The following is an 18822-nucleotide window of genomic DNA, read 5'->3' on the forward strand; positions in this document are numbered from 1 at the left end:
AGTACTTAAAATGAAAATTGCCGTTACCAGTCAAAACCGCAAGACTATTACCGGGCATGCGGGCCGCTGTCGTAAGTTCTGGATCTATACCCTTGAGGAAAGTCTGGTAGTTGATAAATCCTTGCTTGAACTCAGCAGAGATGAGTCATTTCACGACAGTGATTCAAATGCACCTCACCCATTGGATAATATGAATATTCTGCTTACGGCGGAAGTGGGAAAAGGTTTATCGGCGCGCCTGGCCCGCAAAGGCATCCGTGTAGTCGTAACACAGGAAACTGATCCTGACAGTGCTATAAAGCAGCTCATAGAGATGACAGAATAATTTCGCTGAAACAAACCCATTAGATGATATGACCACAACTCTGAAACAAGGCTGCCCAGCCCACACAACGAATGATAGCACCGCATAGGTAACGCAATAAAAAACAGCTATCACAACAATAGTTATAAACATATTCTATTTAGTTATTTACCTGTTATATTAGACTTGTCTAAATCAAATAACCGAGGATTTAACTATGGAAAACATTGAAAATACAGTTGTTGGATTGCCAGGCTTAAACCAGCGAGCACCCGAGTTTAATGCCCCCACAACCGATGGCATGAAATGCCTGGACGACTACAAGGGCAAGTGGCTGGTGCTCTTCTCACACCCGGCTGATTTTACCCCAGTCTGCACCACGGAGTTTATGGCCTTTGCAAAAATGGCCCCTGAATTCAACAAGCGCAACTGCGAACTACTGGGCCTGTCTATCGACAGTCATCACTCGCACATCGCTTGGATGCGTAATATTAAAGAGAAGTTCGGCATTGAGATTCCCTTCCCGATCATTGCCGACTTGAAAATGGATGTGGCACGCGCCTACGGCATGATTCATCCTGGAGCCGCTGATACCTCGGCCGTGCGGGCAACGTTTATGATTGATCCTAACGGTATTCTGCGTGCCATGGTTTACTACCCCATGAGCAATGGTCGTTCCATACCTGAATTCCTGCGCCTGCTTGACGCACTACAAACCAGCGACGAGCATAAAGTTGCCACACCAGAAGGTTGGCAACCAGGTGACCGCGTTATTGTACCGCCTTCTGCAACAGCCGCTGGTGCTGATGAGCGAATCAATTCCGGTGAATACGAGTGTGTTGATTTCTACTTCTGCACCAAGCAGCTTTGAAACATATACTTAGCTATTAGTGGCTGATCTAACACCCTCACTTAACATCAAAAGTGAGGGTTTTTTCAGCCGTAACTATTAATGCTTAGGAGTTAAAACATGAATGATTTAGTCGATACTCGAATAGATACGTCAAATATCCCAAAGGTTAAAACCTTTTTTGACGAACCGACCAATACTTTCAGTTACGTGGTACAGGATCCTACATCCAATGCCTGCGCCATTATCGATTCAGTATTGGATTTCGATTATGCCAGCGGTCGTACAGATGTCTATTCTGCCAACGAAATCATCGCTTACGTGAAGGCTGAGAAGCTGCAGGTTGAGTGGATTTTAGAAACCCATGTACATGCAGATCACTTATCTGCTGCACCTTACCTGCATGATGCACTGGGAGGTAAAACCGGTATAGGTGCCATGATTACAGTGGTACAAGACACTTTTGGAAAGGCCTTCAATGCTGGCACAGAGTTTGCTCGTGATGGTAGCCAATTTGACCAGTTGTTTAAAGAAGGTGATCACTTCGCCATCGGAAATTTGCAGGGTTACATACTCCATACACCGGGACACACACCAGCCTGTCTGAGCTATGTGATTGGCGATGCCGTATTTGTCGGAGACACCTTGTTCATGCCTGACTACGGAACTGCACGCTGTGACTTCCCTGGTGGTGATGCGAAAACCCTGTATCAATCTATTCAGAAAGTGCTGAGCTTACCGTCAGAAACGCGTGTATTTCTATGTCATGACTACAAGGCACCAGGGCGTGAAGAATATGTCCATGAAACCAGCGTTGCCGAACAGCGCAAAAACAACATTCATGTACATGAAGGCATCAGTGAAGCCGAATTTGTGCGCATGCGCACCGAACGGGATGCCACACTCGACATGCCAGCTCTGATTTTGCCATCGGTACAGGTCAACATGCGCGCGGGTGAGATGCCACCGGCTGATGAAAACGGCCAAGTCTACCTGAAAATTCCGATTAATCTATTTTGAGCAATTAAAGTACGCCATGGATATTAAAGAACTCGAGCCCGGTTTTAGTATTTGTCACGCCATTTATCCTGCCTATATTGCTGAACTCAAAGCAAGAGGCTTTCGATCAATTATTTGTAATCGCAGGCCAGGTGAAGCAGAAGATCACCTCAATGATGCTGAGTTGAGTAGAGCCGCACAAGTAGCCGGTATTGAGTGGATCGAAATTCCTGTGACACCTGGTGAGTACACCCCAGAAGTGGTCGAAACCTTCGGTATTGCTATTGAAACACTGCCCGCACCTATTTTGGGTTTTTGCCGCAGTGGCCGCCGAGCTGTGTCGCTGTGGATTCATAACCAGATGCAACAAGACACATGTGATATTGGACCGTTACTCATGGCTGCACATGCTGCTGGCCATGACCTTAGCGATCTTCATGATAGATTTATAAAACAGTGAAAATCAGAAAATATTTACCTATTTTGGAATGGTTACCGGACTATCGTCTATCGATATTCCATCAGGACATTCTGGCAGCCGTCATTGTAACTGTGATGTTAATTCCACAGTCACTGGCTTATGCGATGCTGGCAGGTCTACCACCTGAAGTGGGACTCTATGCCAGTATCGCTCCCCTGCTCCTCTATGCAGTATTTGGTACCAGTCGGACGCTCTCTGTCGGCCCAGTCGCCGTTATTGCACTGATGACTGCGGTTGCAGCTGGCAAGATCTCAACCTCCGGCAGCGCTGACTACCTGACTGTTGTGTTACTCCTGACATTTATGTCCGGAGCCATATTAACCCTTATGGGGTTACTCCGGCTTGGTTTTCTGGCCAACTTCCTCAGCCATCCAGTTATTTCTGGCTTTATTACAGCCTCAGCTATTATTATCGCCTTCAGTCAACTTAAACACCTGTTAGGGATTGCCGCTAACGGCCACAATCTTCCTGAACTTATACTGAGCCTGGTACATAACCTTTCAGATATGCACCTGATCACGCTCATACTGGGTGGCGGCTCACTGGCATTCCTGTTTATAACGCGGCGTTGGTTAAGCCTATGGCTAGAGCAGGTTGGCGTTAGTCATAGCCTGGCCAGTAGTCTGGTACGTCTAGCCCCAATCCTGGCCGTCATAGTAACAACCTGGATTTCATCTTTTTTTGTACTCAGCGAACAGGGTTTGGCTGTTGTGGGCGACATCCCAGCCGGACTACCACCACTAACACTACCCAGTTCAGATTTTACACTCTGGCAACAGCTCTGGATCGGGGCTTTACTAATCAGTATTGTTGGTTTTGTTGAATCCGTTTCTGTCGGACAAACTTTAGCGGCTAAGCGACGTGAACGTATCGATCCGAATCAGGAGCTAGTAGGCTTAGGTGTTGCCAACCTTGGATCAGCCTTCAGTGCAGGTATGCCCGTAACAGGCGGATTTTCTCGTTCCGTGGTCAATTTTGATGCGGGTGCGCGAACTCCAGCGGCAGGCGCTTATACAGCACTGGGCATTTTGATAGTCATTTTATGGTTTACGCCCTTGTTAGCAGCACTCCCCATTACCACTCTGGCGGCGACTATTATTGTCGCTGTGGTGTCACTGATTGACTGGCATGCCATTAAACACACCTGGCGCTATTCCAAGTCAGACTTTTCTGCGATGTTAGTCACTATCATGGTGACCCTGTTACAGGGAGTCGAGGTTGGCATTCTTGCCGGTGTTGCATTATCTCTAGCACTACACCTCTACCGCACTAGCCGCCCTCACAGTGCTGTTGTGGGACGTATTGTCGGCACTGAACACTTTCGCAACATAGATCGCCATCAGGTTGAAACCTGTTCTAGGCTGGTGTTACTGCGAGTAGATGAAAGTCTGTACTTTCCAAATGCTCGCTACTTGGAAGACAGAGTGTTGGAAATGATTAGTGAGAATTTACACGTGCAACATCTGGTGTTAAGTTGCCAGGCCGTAAATCTTATTGATGCATCCGCACTGGATAGCCTGGAATCCATCAATAGCCGCCTCAAAGATGCCGGTGTCTTGCTGCATCTGGCCGAAGTCAAAGGCCCAGTGATGGATCGATTGCAACTGGTTAATTTTCCATCACACCTGAGTGGTCAAATTTTCATGAGTACATTTGATGCCTGGCAGGCACTGGGTCCTGAACACAAGGTTTAAACTTGCTGATCTTAAACAGTTACGGGGTCATGAGCCCCGCAACTGTTTAAGGTGTAACAGCACGGAATAGTGCTACTTGTTAGAAGCTGAATACACGTGTATCCGTAGCCAACATTTTTTCAGCCATCGCAGGTGGCACGGCAACGTCAACACCTTCACGCAGGGCATCCCTGGCATTACCACTGTTAGGCAAATACAAGGCACACACACTCACGCTTGCGCCACCCTGTTGCAACTTCATCATTAATTGTTCTGGCGTCACATCGTTTGGCTTTAACTCTTCACTAACGGTTTCCTGCAAGGCAAGATCCCCAGCTTCGTCGCAGAGCAGCACATCGACTTGCGTTCCCTGGTCCTGCATAGCATTCCCTAGCACCATAGCCATGCCTTGAGTCTGAAGTGACCCGCTGTTGACCAGGATTAAGGCTTTCTCAACGCTGTGATCGCTTGCTTGAACAGCCATAGGAACCATCAGGCTTGCAGCTAAAAACAGTGTGGCGTAGTTACTTTTCTTCATTTGCCTTCTCCACTTTATGAGTTATTGAATGACACAATAACACATTAGAACAATCTAATGTTAGTGGAGCTAGAATTATTACCTGTTGCTACACAGGTAATCTTAAAGTATTAATCTACAAATCAGTCATTAATCCGGTCAAGCGACTTAGCCAGCTCGTCTATACGAGATCGAGTTGCTTCAACCAGTTTAGTAATCTGGCCGGCAGAGTCCGATGAACGGCTGGCCAGGTCACGCACTTCTGAGGCCACTACAGCAAAGCCTCGACCAGCCTCACCCGCGCGAGCCGCTTCGATCGCGGCATTAAGTGCCAGCAGGTTGGTTTGCCCGGCAATCCCGGCAATACTGCCGACAATATTACCGATCTCATTACCGACACTCAGCAACTCACCCATCGCCTGATTGGTTTCTTTTAACGCAATCTGTCGGTCAGTAATATCAACCCCGAAGACAACATAACGGGTCACTTTGCCTTCAAAGTCGTTCAGTTCACAAATGCGCGCATCAAACGATCGCAGCAGGCCTTTATGAATCACACCGGCTTTCGTGGAGGCCTATTTCTTTGAGAGAATAAGGCTATGAAAAACTCTAACAGATACTCCCCCGAAGTTCGTGAGCGTGCCGTGCGTATGGTTCAAGAACACCTGAATGATTATCCATCTGAGTGGGCCGCTATTGAGTCCATTGCACCTAAGATTGGCTGTGTACCTCAGACCCTCCACGGCTGGTTACGCCGCCATCAGACGGATACAGGTCAGCGCTCTGGTCAAACCACTGATGAGCGTGAACGCATGAAAGCGCTTGAGCGTGAGAATCGAGAGCTGCGCAAAGCCAATGAAATTCTTCGACTAGCTAGTGCTTATTTTGCCAAGGCGGAGCTCGACCGCCGTACCAAACATTGATTGCTTTTGTTGATGAGTATCGTGACCAATACGGAGTCGAGCCGATCTGTCGAATCCTGCAGATTGCTCCGTCGGGTTACTACAAGCAGGTCGCCAGAGCTCGTGATCCTGAGTTGCGCCCTGACCGCAGTAAACGGGATGACCAGCTCTGTGTTGAAATCCAGCGTGTCTGGGATGACAACATGCAATGTTACGGTGTAGTCAAGGTCTGGAAGCAGCTTCTACGGGAGCAGGTTGAGGTGGCTCGATGCACCGTGAGGCGCCTGATGCAGCGTCTTGGCTTACAGGGTGTGCGTCGAGGCCAAGCTGTCCGCACCACGGTACCGGATGATAAAGCCGCCTACCCACAAGACAGGGTTCAGCGCTATTTCCATGCTGATCAGCCCAACCAGTTGTGGGTATCGGACTTCACGTATGTCTCGACCTGGCAGGGTTGGCTCTATGTGGCTTTTGTGATCGATGTCTTTGCACGTCGCATTGTGGGCTGGCGGGTCAGCAACCGTATGCAGACTGATTTCGTTCTGGATGCACTGGAGCAGGCCTTGCATGAACGTCAACCACATCGGGCCGGAGGGCTGATCCATCACAGTGACCGAGGTAGCCAGTATGTTTCCATCCGATACACTGAGCGCCTAGCCGAGGCCAATATAGAGCCTTCTGTGGGCAGTAAAGGAGACAGCTACGACAATGCATTGGCTGAGACCCTCAATGGCTTGTACAAGGCTGAGGTGATCCACCGCCAATCATGGAAGAGCCGTGAAGCCGTTGAGATGGCCACTCTGAAATGGGTGCATTGGTATAACCATCAGCGGCTACTGGGTTCGATTGGGTATATACCTCCAGCGGAAGCTGAGGCAAACTACTATCAGCACCAAACTGGTCAGGCTATAGCGGCCTGACTTAAAGCAAACTGCCTCCACAAAACCCGGTACGATTCAATAAAGTATTAAGGCTATGTCCAAAGTTCTGGAACGACGACTTTCTGTGCAGACTGGAAATGATGTCTGCTAATAAATCACTCTGCATAATCAGGTCGCCTTCTGAGCTAAATAATTTTATAGGTCAGAATATTAAATAGATGCATATAACAAGCCGGCCAAATTTGTTCCCTGCGGTCGCGGGATGCCCATTTCGCGCGCCGTTTATTACGAGCTTCAACGGCTAGGAGAGTGAAGTGTTTGAGGTAGTAAGAGCCGTTTTCCCTGATGACTTGAAGGGTGTTCTTGATCTGTACCGAGAGTATATTAGCAGCACCTCGGTCGATCTTTCTTTTCAAGGTAACGATCAAGAATTTAACCAGTTACCTGAAAAATATAGCGCTGAAGAGTCAAAAATTTTTTGCTGAAAAAACAGCGAACTTATAAACTCGAGGCCTCTGAGTATCGCACCTAAATAACCACTCCAGACACGATAACGTTAGGCGGTTTGCGTTGCCGGGATCAAATACCTAAAGAGACCCCAGATGAAACATAGAATGACTGTATCCCATTTTGTTTTACTTTTAAGCATAGCAACTTTTTCCTCTTTGTTGATCGCAGATGAGGATGTTCTTCTTTCCGAACTTAAGCGCATTGAGAGCCACCTTGATGCCCGTATTGGGTTTGCTGCGCACGATACGGAGACGGGCATGCGATGGGAATACAACTCCGACCAGCGTTTTCCACTATCCAGTACATTCAAAACGCTGGCATGCGCGGCTCTATTGCAGCGTGTCGATGCGGGTAGTGAGCAGCTTACAACGAGTGTAAGTGTTTCATCATCTGATCTAGTAACTTATTCACCCGTTTTAGAAGAGTATGCTGACACACGTGACATAACTCTTTTTGAACTCTGCGAAGCTACGATGACAACAAGTGATAACACCGCCGCCAACCTAATTTTACAAAGTTTAGGGGGGCCTGAAAGTGTGACGGATTTCGCTAGGCAGCTAGATGATAAGGTTACTCGTTTAGATCGCTGGGAGACCGACCTTAATCAAGCCGAGCCGGGCGATGAGCGGGATACAACGACACCTAATGCGATGGTTAGCAATCTTGAACAGTTGTTGTTGAGTAATGTGTTATCACTAGAGTCTAAGCGTTATTTGCAGACTTGGTTAGTGAATAACAAGGTAGCCGATGCCTTATTTCGGTCAAGCATGCCTAATGATTGGGTTATTGGTGATAGAACCGGTGCGGGTGGATTTGGCTCTAGATCCATTACGGCGGTTATCTGGCCTGCGGAGCGCGAACCAGTATTTGTGGCCTTCTATATAACCGAAACAACAGCATCATTTGAAGAAAGGAATGCCGCAATAGCTCAACTGGGACGTGTGCTCATAGAGTTAATCGATGTAAGCAAATAATTGCACAGCTCTATGCCTGCGACCACCATTTCAATGACTACATCAGGTACTCGTCACGCCTTAAGCCATTGCGAAAAGTGCATACACAGCAGCGGGTGCTGAAAGGAATATTATGAACATCACGAGCTTTTTTAAAAAGCCATCCGACAAGGATACGAAGAGCGTATGGAATACGATGAGTTTGAGCAGATTTGTTGTTTTTATTGCAGTTGTAGCAACTAGCTTTTCGTCAGTCGCTGTCGAAAATAAGGGTGAGGAAGACAGCGTAATTCAAGTTGTTACTGAATACATGGAAGCTTACTCAAAGTCGGAGTTTGATAGAGCAGCCACGCTTGTCCACCCGCAACATTTGAGCGATTACGAACAATACACTCTGCCAATACTGATTGAGGCGAAAAACGATCCTTGGAGTGCAAAACACCCAATTGTAGAGGTCTTCTTTGAGGGAGTCCCAGACGATAAGATCCACAAACTAACGGGGACACAAGTTTCGGCATATATTGATCGCGCGATGGTAACCTACTTGCCGGCCATTCTTGACTCGGCGCGCCTGGAAAACATCAGTGTGAAGTCCGTCATATTCTTGAACGAAAGCCATGCCAGGATACACTATGACCTTTCACACAATGGTGAAAAAAGCGCAATTGAGGAGGATTTCGCTAAACATGAGGGTGAATGGCGCATTCTCCTACCAGTTACCCCTAAGCAAGCTGCTGAACATTTACAAAGTGTTTTCCAGTAAGTCCTTCTTCACTTAGTTAACTATAGTAGGCTGAAATCCATTGCACTCATATTTAATCATGTTCAAGTCTCTATCTTTTGCAGTCATAGTGCTTCTCTCATTGCCCCCAGCCTTTGCCGCACCACCGCGCATGGACTCGCTGACGATCAGCCAGTCAGAAGCCGGGCTAACGCTAGGCTGTGCGCTGGACAAACTCTGTGTCGAAATCGTACCGTCACAAGCCGATTGCGAAGGCCAAGCGTGCGCCAGTATCCTGGTCGATGGCGCGGACTGGAGCCTCAGGCTGTCGGGTGGCCAGCATGATCCGGCTCACTCGCCCTATGGGTTGTCGGAGCTGTCATCGGCAGACGCAGAACCTTCGTTTCAGCTATGGCCGACGCTCATACGTTTCGAGGGGGGTATCTTGGCAGGCGTGGAAACGCAGCTACGCGCCATGTATTCTGGTGGCGGGGCCAGTTCAACAACCCTACACCTCATCGCCTTCTTGCCCGGCCAACCACCGTTTGAAGTTCTCAGTGTCCCGCAAAGCGCCAACGTGATGATCCGGGCGTGTTTTAGCGAACGTGACATGAAGCATCGTGCCCAAGTCTGTCACGACGAATACAACTTCGACGCCAGCCTCGACTTGACCGAAGTATCCGCCGCAGGAATGCCGGTGCTGCGCTATCGCAGCGAAGCGACATCTTTCCCGGGGCCAGTATCGCGGTTCGAAGACTCCCTGGCGGGGCGACCTCTTAGTAAGAGCGACATAGTTACCGTAACCAATCCTCTGTGCAGTTATCATAGGCTGTATAGCTTCGATCCAGAAGCCCGCAGTTATATGCCTGATACGCCGCCGCCCGACTGTTCGGACTACACGGTACCCTGAGTACCGTTGCACCAAACATCGCGGGCCGCCCGAACGGGGTATTGCTAGACATTGCCTTTAATAAGGCCAGAGTTACCACTGAAATAATCAATGGTATCGCTAATGCAATTGGTTCAGCATTCTCGGTGGTACCGTGTTAATAGCATTCATCAAAAATATCAGACCTTTGGCTGCATTTTTATAGTGCTATTGCCCCAAAACTGATAAAAGAAGCGAATATCCTTGGCGTCTGCTGTAACTACGAATCGGACTTTACAGGGGGGTGATGAATTACCTGGAGGGGTAGATGGTAAACGATAAGAAAATTGTCGTGACTACCCGCGCCGACAATCACGCCCAAAGACTCTACAGAAAAGTGCTTGGTGCAGAAATCGAGGCTAGTATTTCTGGGCTGTACTCAGCCGATGAAGTCATCATGGTCGCTCGGGATATAGGAAAGCAAAACCAGGTCTTGCCGTATTAGACCACACGACTACTCTTGCAAAGGTTCTGATCATGGCTATCGCAGAGCAAATAGGCGCCTCATCTCGAAGACAAAGTTCGTATGGATCCTGAGGGAAGTATGTTCTGCGCCTACTCAGTAGATCGACAAGCCTTAGAGGATTTCGCCATAGGCTTTCATGCGCTATGTGAAAATTCAGGCGGCATCGACTCAGATACCGACCAATTTCTGCCGCTTCGCAGCTCTAAACCAGCGCATGAGCCGGACATTAAAGATAACAGTCATGAACATGAGTGAATTCGAGATCAAAACATTAACCCCGGAAGATTGGGAGATTTATAAGTCAGCCAGACTGAAATCGCTCAGGGATTCGCCTGACTCTTTTGGATCAACTTACGACCAGGAATCGGCATTATCAGATGCCGAGTGGCAGACACGCTTAAACCTTAAATTGCGAGCACTGGATGCTTTGCCATTAGTTGCAAAGATGGATGGCCAACCGGTGGGCCTTGCTTGGGGGGTGATACATGAGCCGGATTTGGGAGTCGCTCACATCTACCAGATGTGGGTTTCACCAGCGCTGAGGGGTAAAGGAATAGCGACATCTCTACTGCGTGAAATCAAAGCATGGGCCGCAGGCCGAGGGTGTGAGTTTGTGGCGCTTGCCGTCACAAATAGCAACCAAGCAGCGGTTAGTCTGTATATGTCTTCTGGGTTTATCGCTACAGGGCAGCTCGAGGAACTGAGGAGTGGTTCAGCTATTATGGTGCAACCCATGGTTATGAAGTTATCAAGCTGATCTATCGCTGAGGTATCGATACTTACATTACCCACAACCAGAGTGCGTAAAACATGGCCCACGCATTACTGGATGCGTGACCTTTAAGCAGTCAAGACCCAGCGGCTCAAAGCTTTGCCGTGGCGATGTTTTCAGGTTTTTTGATCACCTGGCGCTGCGGCTTATGATCAAGCAGCACCTCTGTTTGCTTCTGGACCTCCTCATAGCACTCACAACTCAACTCTTCCAGCTGCGGTCGGTCGAGTACTTCGATCAACCCTCGCTTATATGAAAGCACACCAAGGCGCTGTAATTTTATCGCAGCCTCAGTAACGCCTTCACGGCGAACACCCAGCATATTGGCAATGAACTCCTGCGTCATGGTCAAGCGGTTGTCTTCCAGGCGATCCAAAGACAGCAGCAGCCAACGGCAGAGTTGTTGGTCGATCTGATGATTCCGATTGCAAATGGCAGTCTGCGAGACTTGTGTGAGCAAGGCCTGTGTGTAACGAAGCATCAACAAAAGCAACTCCCCGTGACGATCGAACTCCTCTCGCACCTTGCGCTTAGGGAGCCGATAGGCGTGCCCGGCGCTCTGCACCAACGACCGGCTAGACGTGAGCTCACCTCCACCCATATATAAAGAGACGCCGAGCAACCCCTCGTTGCCGACAACGGAGATAGCCGTCGATGCCCCGTTTTCCAACAAATACTGCATAGAGACAATGGAGTTAGTGGGGAAGTAAACATGATGCATGGGTTGTCCACAGTCATACATGACCGCTCGCAAGGGCATTTCCACCAGCTCCAAGTGCTGATACAAACGGTTCTGAACTTCAGGCGATAAAGCTGCCAGAATATGATTCTGATCGGGTTGCGGTTTTGGGATCATAGTGCCCTTAATGAGTCTGTGAATTATGCAAGTCGGCTGGTCTAATATATAGCCGTGACGAGGACACCCAATGAGCGCGAGACTAACGTTCATTGAACTTTCGGTAAACTCATGATCAGCTTTCCGGGCACTTACAGTCTGTGCGTTACCGCACCAAACCCTATTTGCATTTTCAGGTAGAAAGGAAAGCGATCACGGCAAGGAGCGAGTTGAGCTTGAGTTGACCACACTTATTAACAGATGCTAATAATGGCACCTGTTATGTTGACTAGGTGACAGCCATGCAAATGAACTTTTCGGCGGATGCCAAGAAAATGCTGGGCAAGAGGTACAGGGTAAAGCCGAGCCTTATATGATTACACAAACAGCCATTGTTATGATTTTTACCCAGCATGGATAACGCCTTTACGCTAGTCGAATTTACTCGAATATATCTGGCTATTTTTTATTCCTGTGTTGCTGCGTTTTATACCCTAAGAATAATTGCGAAGAAACGATCAGGTTTGCACGAGGTAGTTTTCTCGGGGGAGCGATTTAGCTCAACCTGGTTAAATCATATGCTATTTCGCGGTTTTAGAGTCACTATCTGGTTGGTCTGTTTATTTCGCTGGTTTTTTCCAAGCATTGATCGCTATTTGGGCATCTTTGAGGATCTCAATGTATGGCCAATCGTGCTGGTTGGCGATATTTTACTAGCTGCGGGTTTTTTGTTTGCTGTTGTAATCCATTTAAGCCTAGGGCGTCAATGGAGATCTGGTATTGACCCTCACGAGCCCGGCACATTGAAAACTAATGGTTTTTATAAGTATTCTCGCAACCCGATGTATCTAGGCGTTGCGACTGCACAGGTTGGGTTCCTCCTTGCTTTGCCCTCTGTATTTTCTGTTGTCTGTCTGTTGGTCGGGTTATACGCACTGTACAGCCAAACACTGGCTGAGGAAGCTCATCTTCTAAACAGGTTTCCAAAAGACTACAGACATTACAAAGACCGTGTTCGAAGATGGTTATAGGTATCAAGATATTGCCACCAATGAAAAACATGCGTAGTAAAATTAGAATATTCAATAAAAACAAAAAATTACAGCGAAAAACCATACAAAAAATCCTATAATGGCGACGGTTTTTTGCTCTGGTTCCGACTACGCCTTCACTATGCTTGCCAGTTATAGCTTGGGTATTGGTTAACAGGTTTAGGCAAGTGCGTTCCCGGCCTGACATCAATCCACCGGATGCCCAATTCAACAGCACCGGCAAAGTTCCTTGATACGTCGTATCATCGCCCAGATTACCTGTCGCCGAGCCTCGCGCTGATCCAGCCTCACTCGCTCAAGATCAATGCCTCCCCGCTCATCGAGGTATCTAGCTGGGATACCGCCCTTAAGCGGGTCATCGGTACTCGCTTCTGCCAGGTCATCGTTATCCTGGCAGGATAACGATTCGTTGGGTTGAAAGTAGCGTTCTTCAGTTGAGCTAATCATGTCTCTGACCTCCATTGTGTCGTCCCTGGCGACGGGACGCTTTGGTTATCTCATGGGTTCAGATACATGCTAGTATTATTAAATATTGCAAGCTATTCCAAAAAATCGAGGACTGACTTTGCAAAAACGAACAGGAAACCCGCCCAACCAATCGACCATCACCAGTCAAAAAACACGGAGCCATCTGGCCTGGAATGACTTTGAGCTTGTCCTGGCAATTGCAACTTCAGGCTCTTTGTCAGGCGCTTCACGCGCCCTGGGTGTCAGTCATGCTACTGTTTTTAGGAGGATCGGTGATATCGAGCAGCGCCTGGGCGTTACGCTTTTTGAGCGGAGCCGGACCGGTTACCGACCAACGCTTGCGGGAGAAGAACTTGCCGACACCGCCAAGGTAATGGATGAAGCTGCCTTGGCTGCCGAACGTAAAGTGGCCGGACGTGACCTGGAACCCAGTGGAGAAATCTGGGCCACCACAACGGACTCGCTACTGATGGGGTTACTGACACCCCTGTTTATGCAATTCCAGCACAAATATCCAGGCATCCTGCTCGACGTCGCCGTATCCAACCAATTATTCAACCTGACACGCAGAGAAGCGGATGTCGCCATCCGCCCGTCCAACCGCCCACCTGAAAACCTGATCGGCCGACCCTTGACCCCCATCGGTCAGGCAGTCTACGGGCACCGAAGCCTCGGCTTGACCCCGGGAGGGATGATCGAAACTCTTGCTAACCAACCCTGGATTGGTGGTGGGCCGCGATTACAGGACGCGGCTCTGAGTCAGTGGATGGACAATAACGGGCTGAACGAGGCCTGTGTTTATCGCGTTGATACCCTGGTTAGCATACTCAGCGCTGTTCGCTCGGGCATGGGGCTGGCCGTCCTGCCGTGTTACCTGGCCGGCGATGATGCGGATATTGTGCAGCTCACCGACCCCATCCCTGAACTGGAGTACGGCCTGTGGTTTCTGATGCACCCAGATCTGAGAGGGGTAGTGAGAATTCATGCCTTAATGGACTTTCTGACCGAAGCTATCCGTGCGCAGAAACAACGCCTGGCCGGGCCATTATTACCCTAGCTTGGTTTTATTTGCTGTAGTAGATACATTTGGTATAACAGAGCGCTGCCCCAAAGGGTTTTGAGTCACAATGTCGACCTTTGTGGTCCAATGTTTAACGGCACAGTACCCACGCTATACACAAATGAGGTTATTAAATTGCGAGTAATTATTACTATGGCGTTGCTTCTCTCACTAGAGGGTTGCGCGAGTCAAACTGTTCGGGTTTACGAAAATACGGGCGAAAGGCAGTGTGAAGGGGGCGGGGTTACGCTTACGGAGAATGCAGCGAAGCTCACCAGTGCGGGTATTGACGTTATCGATTCGAAATGTGGCATACAAACTGGTGTTGCTGTTATGGCTGTTTGTGGCGGCTCAACAGTCAACATTCACACCCACGAAATAAAAGCGCATGACCTCGATAGAGCCGAAGAGCTGGGGTTCGAAAATATCATCGCTTTGGTTAGTAAGGAAAGCGGTACCGGCTATGCGTTCAAGCAATGCCCAGACGCCTAATAAGCACAGTGTAACACTGGCTGCTGCATTACTTTTGGCTGCCAGCTCGGTATTTGCCGAGTCGCCAATCCTGCTCGTCGCGCCGCCTGAGATTCAAAAGGCCAAAGGCAATATTGCACCAAAGTTCGAAGGTGCAGAGGAAAAGGCGGTGGGGTTATCCGCCGCCATTGCTGCAGTCGCTGAGGAGTGCCGATGTCACTTTTTCGATGCAGGTCTGGTAACATCGACAAGCCGAGTTGATGGCGTTCATTTGGATGAAGATCAACATGACGAACTTGGTTTGGCATTGGCCAAAGCCATTCAGCCGCTGGTTTCGTAATATTGTGCATAACAATCGCGTGAAAACAAATCTAGGGACAGAAATATGAAATGGCCTTTCATCTATGTAGTTTCGCTATTCGGGTTATGGCATACGATTGACTTGGAAGCGGATACTCTCTTCTCAAGCAAGATTGCTCCTTTCTTATTCAGCTTCGTTTTTATAGCCTTTCTATTTTGGCTTATCCTGAAAATGAGTAGACGCTCATCTTCATCAACTAGTGATGGGGGGGGTGGTGTCATAACGACAGGAGATGGTGTCGTAACGACGGGAAGTTTTTTTGATGTCAGTGGCGGAGGCGATTGCAGTGGTGGTGACTGCGGAGGCGGTGGTGGTGATTGATAGCCTTGCTAACAAGCCACTTAAATACGTTTCCATGCACACAGGTAGTTGTTTATGTGGAGCGGTAGTGAAAAGTTTCCGGACTGGGTATCTATTGCGGTTGCGACCTTAGATACCCCGTTTTATCCACAGAGCATTAAGCAAGTTCACCAAGAATCCAGAGCCTGTTGGCTCGAAGTCAGTTAACAAAGTAGGCCTTGCCGTGCTTCGCATTGAGCTACAAGAAGCAGTGCAATTATCTTCATGATTGCGGCTAGTACAAAAGGAACACTGTATTGATACACCAACAGATCACAGTACGGAAATCGGCAGGGTGGCGCATCTACGCTTGGGTTATTGCTATGCAAGCTGTTGGCGCGCCGATGGCTGCTGTTTATTTCGACGATTTCAGCGTCATGGATATTGTGGACTTTGTCTTCATAGTGATCGGAGTCCTTGGGTTGATGGGATACGTGTATGCATTGCGCATTGGCTCGGCAGGATTCTGGTGGCTGTTCCTGCCAGTGTTTGTACTCTGGGATCTATTCTTTCGTTTCATCATAATGAGGCCTGACTCAGAGGTCGACATCACCTCCTACTACCTTATCCTTTGCATCCTATTTCTGTTTCTCATCCCACAGTACATCGCGATCTATCGCTATCAGCGTGAGCTACAGCTGAGTCAGACCTAGGGTGTATGTACATCTCTGCGCAGGTTAATGACCTGAAACAGCGCTCCTATTGCAGCAACCACACCGGCACCAACTGGCAGAACCCATATGGGTAGATTAAGCATTAATGCCAGACCACCTGCTGCGGCGCCAATAGCACTACCCAGATACAAAGCAGATTCATTGAGCGCTACAGCAAGATTACCATCACCATGCGACTCCCGAGCATGGATTAGCTGATTATTCTGCGGCACTTGCAGAGCCCAACCAACAGCTCCCCAGATTGCTATTGGCAGCATAACCAGCCAAGCACTCCAAGCCGAAATTAGCGGTAGTACCAGAAGAGACAGTGACAGAACCAACATGATGAAAAGCGTCATTCTAGGGCCACTAATGCGGTCGGTCATAGGTCCCACTAAAAAGCTTCCAGCTACACCACCAACTCCCCAAACCCAAAGGTAGGGTATAACTGTTTCCACCCTGCCATAATCTGGAGCCAATAACAGAGGAGCAAGAAAGGTATACATCCCAAGGCTAGCTATGGCGGCCAGCAATGACACCAGAAGAATGATTGTCACTTGGCCATCAACCAACAATGACAACTTGCGATGTAGTGGAATGAATGCCGTACTCGGTAATGCTGGCAATCGCCACAACAGCCCAAAAAGGGCAATTAACCCAAGGGAGGTTACTAACCAAAGTGCCGATGCCCAACCCCATTGTTCTGCCAGAATAAGACCAATCGGGACGCCCAACACTGTTCCCGCGGCCATACCACCCATGATGATAGAAATGGCCTTTCCTCGACCAGTCGTTGACAGTGTCGCCACTATAGCGATGCCCATCGCAAGATAAACTCCGGAACCGATCCCGGCTATCGCCCTAAATACAAGCAACCACGAAAAATCCGTAGAAAGTGCACTGGCAGCGTTTGATAACACAAACAAACCAAGTGCAGCTAACAACCCGGCTCTTTGTCGATTACCCGGTAGCAAAGCCACAATGAGTGGCGACCCTATTCCATAAGCTAGTGTAAAGGCTGTTACTAGCTGTGCAGCAACTCCGACAGAAACACTGAAGGCCTGTTCGATCATAGGAATAAGCCCCGCTGTAACATAAGACGCCATACCGAGTGCAAAGGCACCCAGTGCAATCAGGTAAACAGAAGGAGAGGCTGAGGATGTGGTTATAACGGACGTTACTTCTGTTCGACAAGCTTCATTACTCATATTCATGGATCGTTTCTCCAAGTGCGAAAAACGGCCATTCTATGAGTGCAAATAAACTGTTACAATTTAACTGATTATACTATTACTTAAAGTAACAGGGATCTCATGAGTAAACTTGAGCGCACGCGTGCAGAGCTTACGACCTTCCTGCGCACGAGACGTGAACGATTATCTCCCGCTGACGTCGGCCTGCCCAGCGGCGGTCGTCGGCGCACTCCAGGGCTGCGTCGTGAAGAAGTTGCTGCACTTTCGGGCGTAGGTCTCACTTGGTACACCTGGCTGGAGCAAGGTCGAGACATCAGTGTGTCTCCCTCCTTTTTGGACAACCTTTCTCGAGCACTAAAGCTCGATGCCGCCGAACGCAGGCACTTATTTTTACTTGCTCATGACAGGCTTCCAGCCGAACCAGGCAAAACCTTTTGCGAGGTGCCGCCATTAGTGTTGAGATTAATGAAGGATCTATCGCCTCATGCGACCTACGTGCTTAATCTTCGCTGGGATGTATTAGCTTTCAACGATCCGGCCGACCAGCTATTTGGTTTCAAGCACCATGCGGCAGGACAACGCAATTTGTTGTGGATGCTGTTTACTGACCCGAGCCTGCGCGAACGTTTGGTTGATTGGGAAGATCAAGCCGTACAAATGCTATCCAGTTTTCGACGCGATTATGCCCATGCGACACAGGAAGCAGAGATCCAGGCACTTGTTGCCAATTTACAAAAGGCATCCCCCGAGTTCAAACAGGGGTGGAGCCGCCATGATGTCCACGCACCCTGCCAGGGTAAACGTGACCTACAGCTTGATGGCAGGATAGTTACTTTCGAACACACGTCAATGACCATCGACGCCGATCGGCACCTTCGATTAGTGGTGTATGCAGAAACATCTTAAATCACGGAAAGACTTGAAATTGACCCCAAGAAAGCCGATGAGCGGCTGAGCTTTCTTCTGGACTGATATAAAAAACAGGTAACTGTGGATAACTAACCATGTGGATACAAAAAACCCTTCAATTAGACGCCAAACCCAGGGGCTTTCACCTCATCACCCGTGATGTGTTGCAAGCTATTCCAGAGCTAAAGCAGTGTAATATTGGCCTGCTACACCTGTTTATCCAGCATACCTCGGCCTCGCTGACCATCAACGAGAATGCCGATCCAGATGTGCGGGGTGATTTTGAGCGCTTTTTTAATCATGCAGTTCCGGAAAATGCCCCCTTTTATGTGCATCTGGACGAAGGCAGTGATGATATGCCGGCGCACCTGAAAAGCAGTTTGCTGGGCTGCTCACTGAGTTTGCCCGTCAGTAACGGACACTTAAATCTGGGGAGCTGGCAGGGTATCTACCTGTGCGAGCACCGCAATCATGGTGGATCGCGGCGGCTGGTTTTAACCCTGCAAGGTGAATAGTGGCGCTAA

At 48.8% G+C, this 18822-nt stretch carries 25 protein-coding genes and 1 other annotated feature; of the genes, 20 read left to right on the forward strand and 5 right to left on the reverse strand.

The annotated features are described in order from the left end of the window. Positions 1–10: 10 nt before the first annotated feature. The 5 genes from ACN0R1_RS01710 to ACN0R1_RS01730 all read left to right on the forward strand — a co-directional run bounded on the left by ACN0R1_RS01710 (position 11) and on the right by ACN0R1_RS01730 (position 4328). Positions 11–325 (forward strand): NifB/NifX family molybdenum-iron cluster-binding protein, encoded by a 315-nt coding sequence (locus tag ACN0R1_RS01710; RefSeq protein WP_417579267.1) that lies wholly within the window; start codon positions 11–13, stop codon positions 323–325. Positions 326–521: 196 nt separating this feature from the next. Next, positions 522–1175 carry a peroxiredoxin gene (locus ACN0R1_RS01715; protein WP_417579269.1) on the forward strand — a complete coding sequence of 218 codons (654 nt, stop codon included), beginning with the start codon at positions 522–524 and terminating at the stop codon, positions 1173–1175. Positions 1176–1274: 99 nt separating this feature from the next. Continuing rightward, positions 1275–2174, forward strand: coding sequence for an MBL fold metallo-hydrolase (locus ACN0R1_RS01720; RefSeq protein ID WP_417579271.1), 900 nt, complete (start codon positions 1275–1277; stop codon positions 2172–2174). 16 nt (positions 2175–2190) lie between these two features. Next, on the forward strand, positions 2191–2613 hold the full coding sequence (locus ACN0R1_RS01725) for a TIGR01244 family sulfur transferase (RefSeq protein WP_417579273.1): 423 nt from the start codon (positions 2191–2193) through the stop codon (positions 2611–2613). Then, positions 2610–4328, forward strand: coding sequence for a SulP family inorganic anion transporter (locus tag ACN0R1_RS01730; RefSeq protein ID WP_417579275.1), 1719 nt, complete (start codon positions 2610–2612; stop codon positions 4326–4328). Before ACN0R1_RS01725 ends, ACN0R1_RS01730 begins: the two co-directional genes overlap by 4 nt. 79 nt (positions 4329–4407) lie before the next feature. On the opposite strand, the gene ACN0R1_RS01735 is transcribed toward ACN0R1_RS01730, so the two are convergent. Continuing rightward, on the reverse strand, positions 4408–4845 hold the full coding sequence (locus ACN0R1_RS01735) for a hypothetical protein (protein ID WP_417579277.1): 438 nt from the start codon (positions 4843–4845) through the stop codon (positions 4408–4410). A 122-nt stretch (positions 4846–4967) separates the two neighbouring features. Further along, positions 4968–5381, reverse strand: coding sequence for a methyl-accepting chemotaxis protein (locus ACN0R1_RS01740; protein WP_417579279.1), 414 nt, complete (start codon positions 5379–5381; stop codon positions 4968–4970). A gap of 42 nt (positions 5382–5423) precedes the next feature. Here ACN0R1_RS01740 and ACN0R1_RS01745 point away from each other — a divergent pair. The 7 genes from ACN0R1_RS01745 to ACN0R1_RS01775 all read left to right on the forward strand — a co-directional run bounded on the left by ACN0R1_RS01745 (position 5424) and on the right by ACN0R1_RS01775 (position 10942). Continuing rightward, positions 5424–6646, forward strand: a protein-coding gene (locus ACN0R1_RS01745; RefSeq protein WP_417579281.1) for an IS3 family transposase whose coding sequence is annotated in 2 segments (ribosomal slippage) — positions 5424–5712 and positions 5712–6646 — 1224 coding nt in all. Because the reading frame shifts where the segments join, the coding sequence is not laid out codon by codon here. After that, positions 5702–5818: a sequence feature (AL1L pseudoknot), on the forward strand. (Overlaps the previous gene by 117 nt.) Before the next feature lie 275 nt (positions 6647–6921). Then, complete coding sequence (locus ACN0R1_RS01750) at positions 6922–7092, forward strand: hypothetical protein (protein WP_417579283.1); 171 nt, start codon at positions 6922–6924, stop codon at positions 7090–7092. A gap of 117 nt (positions 7093–7209) precedes the next feature. After that, positions 7210–8091: a class A beta-lactamase gene (gene bla / locus ACN0R1_RS01755; protein WP_417579285.1), complete on the forward strand. Its 882-nt coding sequence runs from the start codon at positions 7210–7212 to the stop codon at positions 8089–8091. A 112-nt stretch (positions 8092–8203) separates the two neighbouring features. Continuing rightward, complete coding sequence (locus ACN0R1_RS01760; RefSeq protein ID WP_417579287.1) at positions 8204–8833, forward strand: hypothetical protein; 630 nt, start codon at positions 8204–8206, stop codon at positions 8831–8833. A 130-nt stretch (positions 8834–8963) separates the two neighbouring features. After that, entirely contained in the window at positions 8964–9701 is a 738-nt protein-coding gene (locus tag ACN0R1_RS01765; RefSeq protein ID WP_417579289.1) for a hypothetical protein, read from the forward strand. 286 nt (positions 9702–9987) lie between these two features. After that, positions 9988–10164: a hypothetical protein gene (locus tag ACN0R1_RS01770; RefSeq protein WP_417579291.1), complete on the forward strand. Its 177-nt coding sequence runs from the start codon at positions 9988–9990 to the stop codon at positions 10162–10164. 157 nt (positions 10165–10321) lie between these two features. Next, positions 10322–10942 carry a GNAT family N-acetyltransferase gene (locus ACN0R1_RS01775; RefSeq protein ID WP_417579293.1) on the forward strand — a complete coding sequence of 207 codons (621 nt, stop codon included), beginning with the start codon at positions 10322–10324 and terminating at the stop codon, positions 10940–10942. 106 nt (positions 10943–11048) lie between these two features. Here the strand turns inward: ACN0R1_RS01775 and ACN0R1_RS01780 are convergent, their stop codons facing one another. Further along, on the reverse strand, positions 11049–11813 hold the full coding sequence (locus tag ACN0R1_RS01780; protein WP_417579295.1) for a Crp/Fnr family transcriptional regulator: 765 nt from the start codon (positions 11811–11813) through the stop codon (positions 11049–11051). A 392-nt stretch (positions 11814–12205) separates the two neighbouring features. Here ACN0R1_RS01780 and ACN0R1_RS01785 point away from each other — a divergent pair, with 392 nt between their 5' ends. Next, entirely contained in the window at positions 12206–12823 is a 618-nt protein-coding gene (locus ACN0R1_RS01785; protein WP_417579296.1) for a methyltransferase family protein, read from the forward strand. A gap of 228 nt (positions 12824–13051) precedes the next feature. Here ACN0R1_RS01785 and ACN0R1_RS01790 read toward each other — a convergent pair whose 3' ends face one another. Next, positions 13052–13291, reverse strand: a complete 240-nt coding sequence (locus ACN0R1_RS01790; protein ID WP_417579299.1) for a hypothetical protein — start codon at positions 13289–13291, stop codon at positions 13052–13054. Positions 13292–13409: 118 nt separating this feature from the next. Here ACN0R1_RS01790 and ACN0R1_RS01795 point away from each other — a divergent pair, with 118 nt between their 5' ends. The 5 genes from ACN0R1_RS01795 (at position 13410) to ACN0R1_RS01815 (ending at position 16196) form a co-directional block, all read left to right on the forward strand. Then, positions 13410–14369, forward strand: coding sequence for a LysR family transcriptional regulator (locus tag ACN0R1_RS01795; RefSeq protein WP_417579305.1), 960 nt, complete (start codon positions 13410–13412; stop codon positions 14367–14369). Positions 14370–14507: 138 nt separating this feature from the next. Further along, positions 14508–14864 carry a hypothetical protein gene (locus ACN0R1_RS01800; protein WP_417579307.1) on the forward strand — a complete coding sequence of 119 codons (357 nt, stop codon included), beginning with the start codon at positions 14508–14510 and terminating at the stop codon, positions 14862–14864. Beyond that, positions 14836–15183 carry a hypothetical protein gene (locus ACN0R1_RS01805; RefSeq protein ID WP_417579309.1) on the forward strand — a complete coding sequence of 116 codons (348 nt, stop codon included), beginning with the start codon at positions 14836–14838 and terminating at the stop codon, positions 15181–15183. The genes ACN0R1_RS01800 and ACN0R1_RS01805 overlap by 29 nt, the downstream gene beginning before the upstream one ends. A 45-nt stretch (positions 15184–15228) precedes the next feature. Then, the gene (locus ACN0R1_RS01810) at positions 15229–15525 is read left to right on the forward strand and encodes a hypothetical protein (RefSeq protein WP_417579311.1); all 297 of its coding nucleotides are present in this window, start codon (positions 15229–15231) and stop codon (positions 15523–15525) included. Between the two features lie 341 nt (positions 15526–15866). Then, on the forward strand, positions 15867–16196 hold the full coding sequence (locus ACN0R1_RS01815) for a hypothetical protein (RefSeq protein WP_417579313.1): 330 nt from the start codon (positions 15867–15869) through the stop codon (positions 16194–16196). Here the strand turns inward: ACN0R1_RS01815 and ACN0R1_RS01820 are convergent. Further along, the gene (locus tag ACN0R1_RS01820; protein ID WP_417579315.1) at positions 16193–17410 is read right to left on the reverse strand and encodes an MFS transporter; all 1218 of its coding nucleotides are present in this window, start codon (positions 17408–17410) and stop codon (positions 16193–16195) included. The two genes, ACN0R1_RS01815 and ACN0R1_RS01820, sit on opposite strands and share 4 nt — an antisense overlap. 99 nt (positions 17411–17509) lie before the next feature. On the opposite strand from ACN0R1_RS01820, the gene ACN0R1_RS01825 reads away from it, so the two are divergent. Continuing rightward, a complete protein-coding gene (locus tag ACN0R1_RS01825) occupies positions 17510–18295 on the forward strand; it encodes a helix-turn-helix transcriptional regulator (protein ID WP_417579317.1) in 786 nt (261 codons plus the stop codon). Positions 18296–18393: 98 nt separating this feature from the next. Further along, complete coding sequence (locus ACN0R1_RS01830) at positions 18394–18813, forward strand: secondary thiamine-phosphate synthase enzyme YjbQ (protein ID WP_417579319.1); 420 nt, start codon at positions 18394–18396, stop codon at positions 18811–18813. Positions 18814–18822: the final 9 nt, after the last annotated feature.

This window comes from Nitrincola sp. (assembly GCF_048264025.1).
GTDB lineage: Bacteria > Pseudomonadota > Gammaproteobacteria > Pseudomonadales > Balneatricaceae > Nitrincola.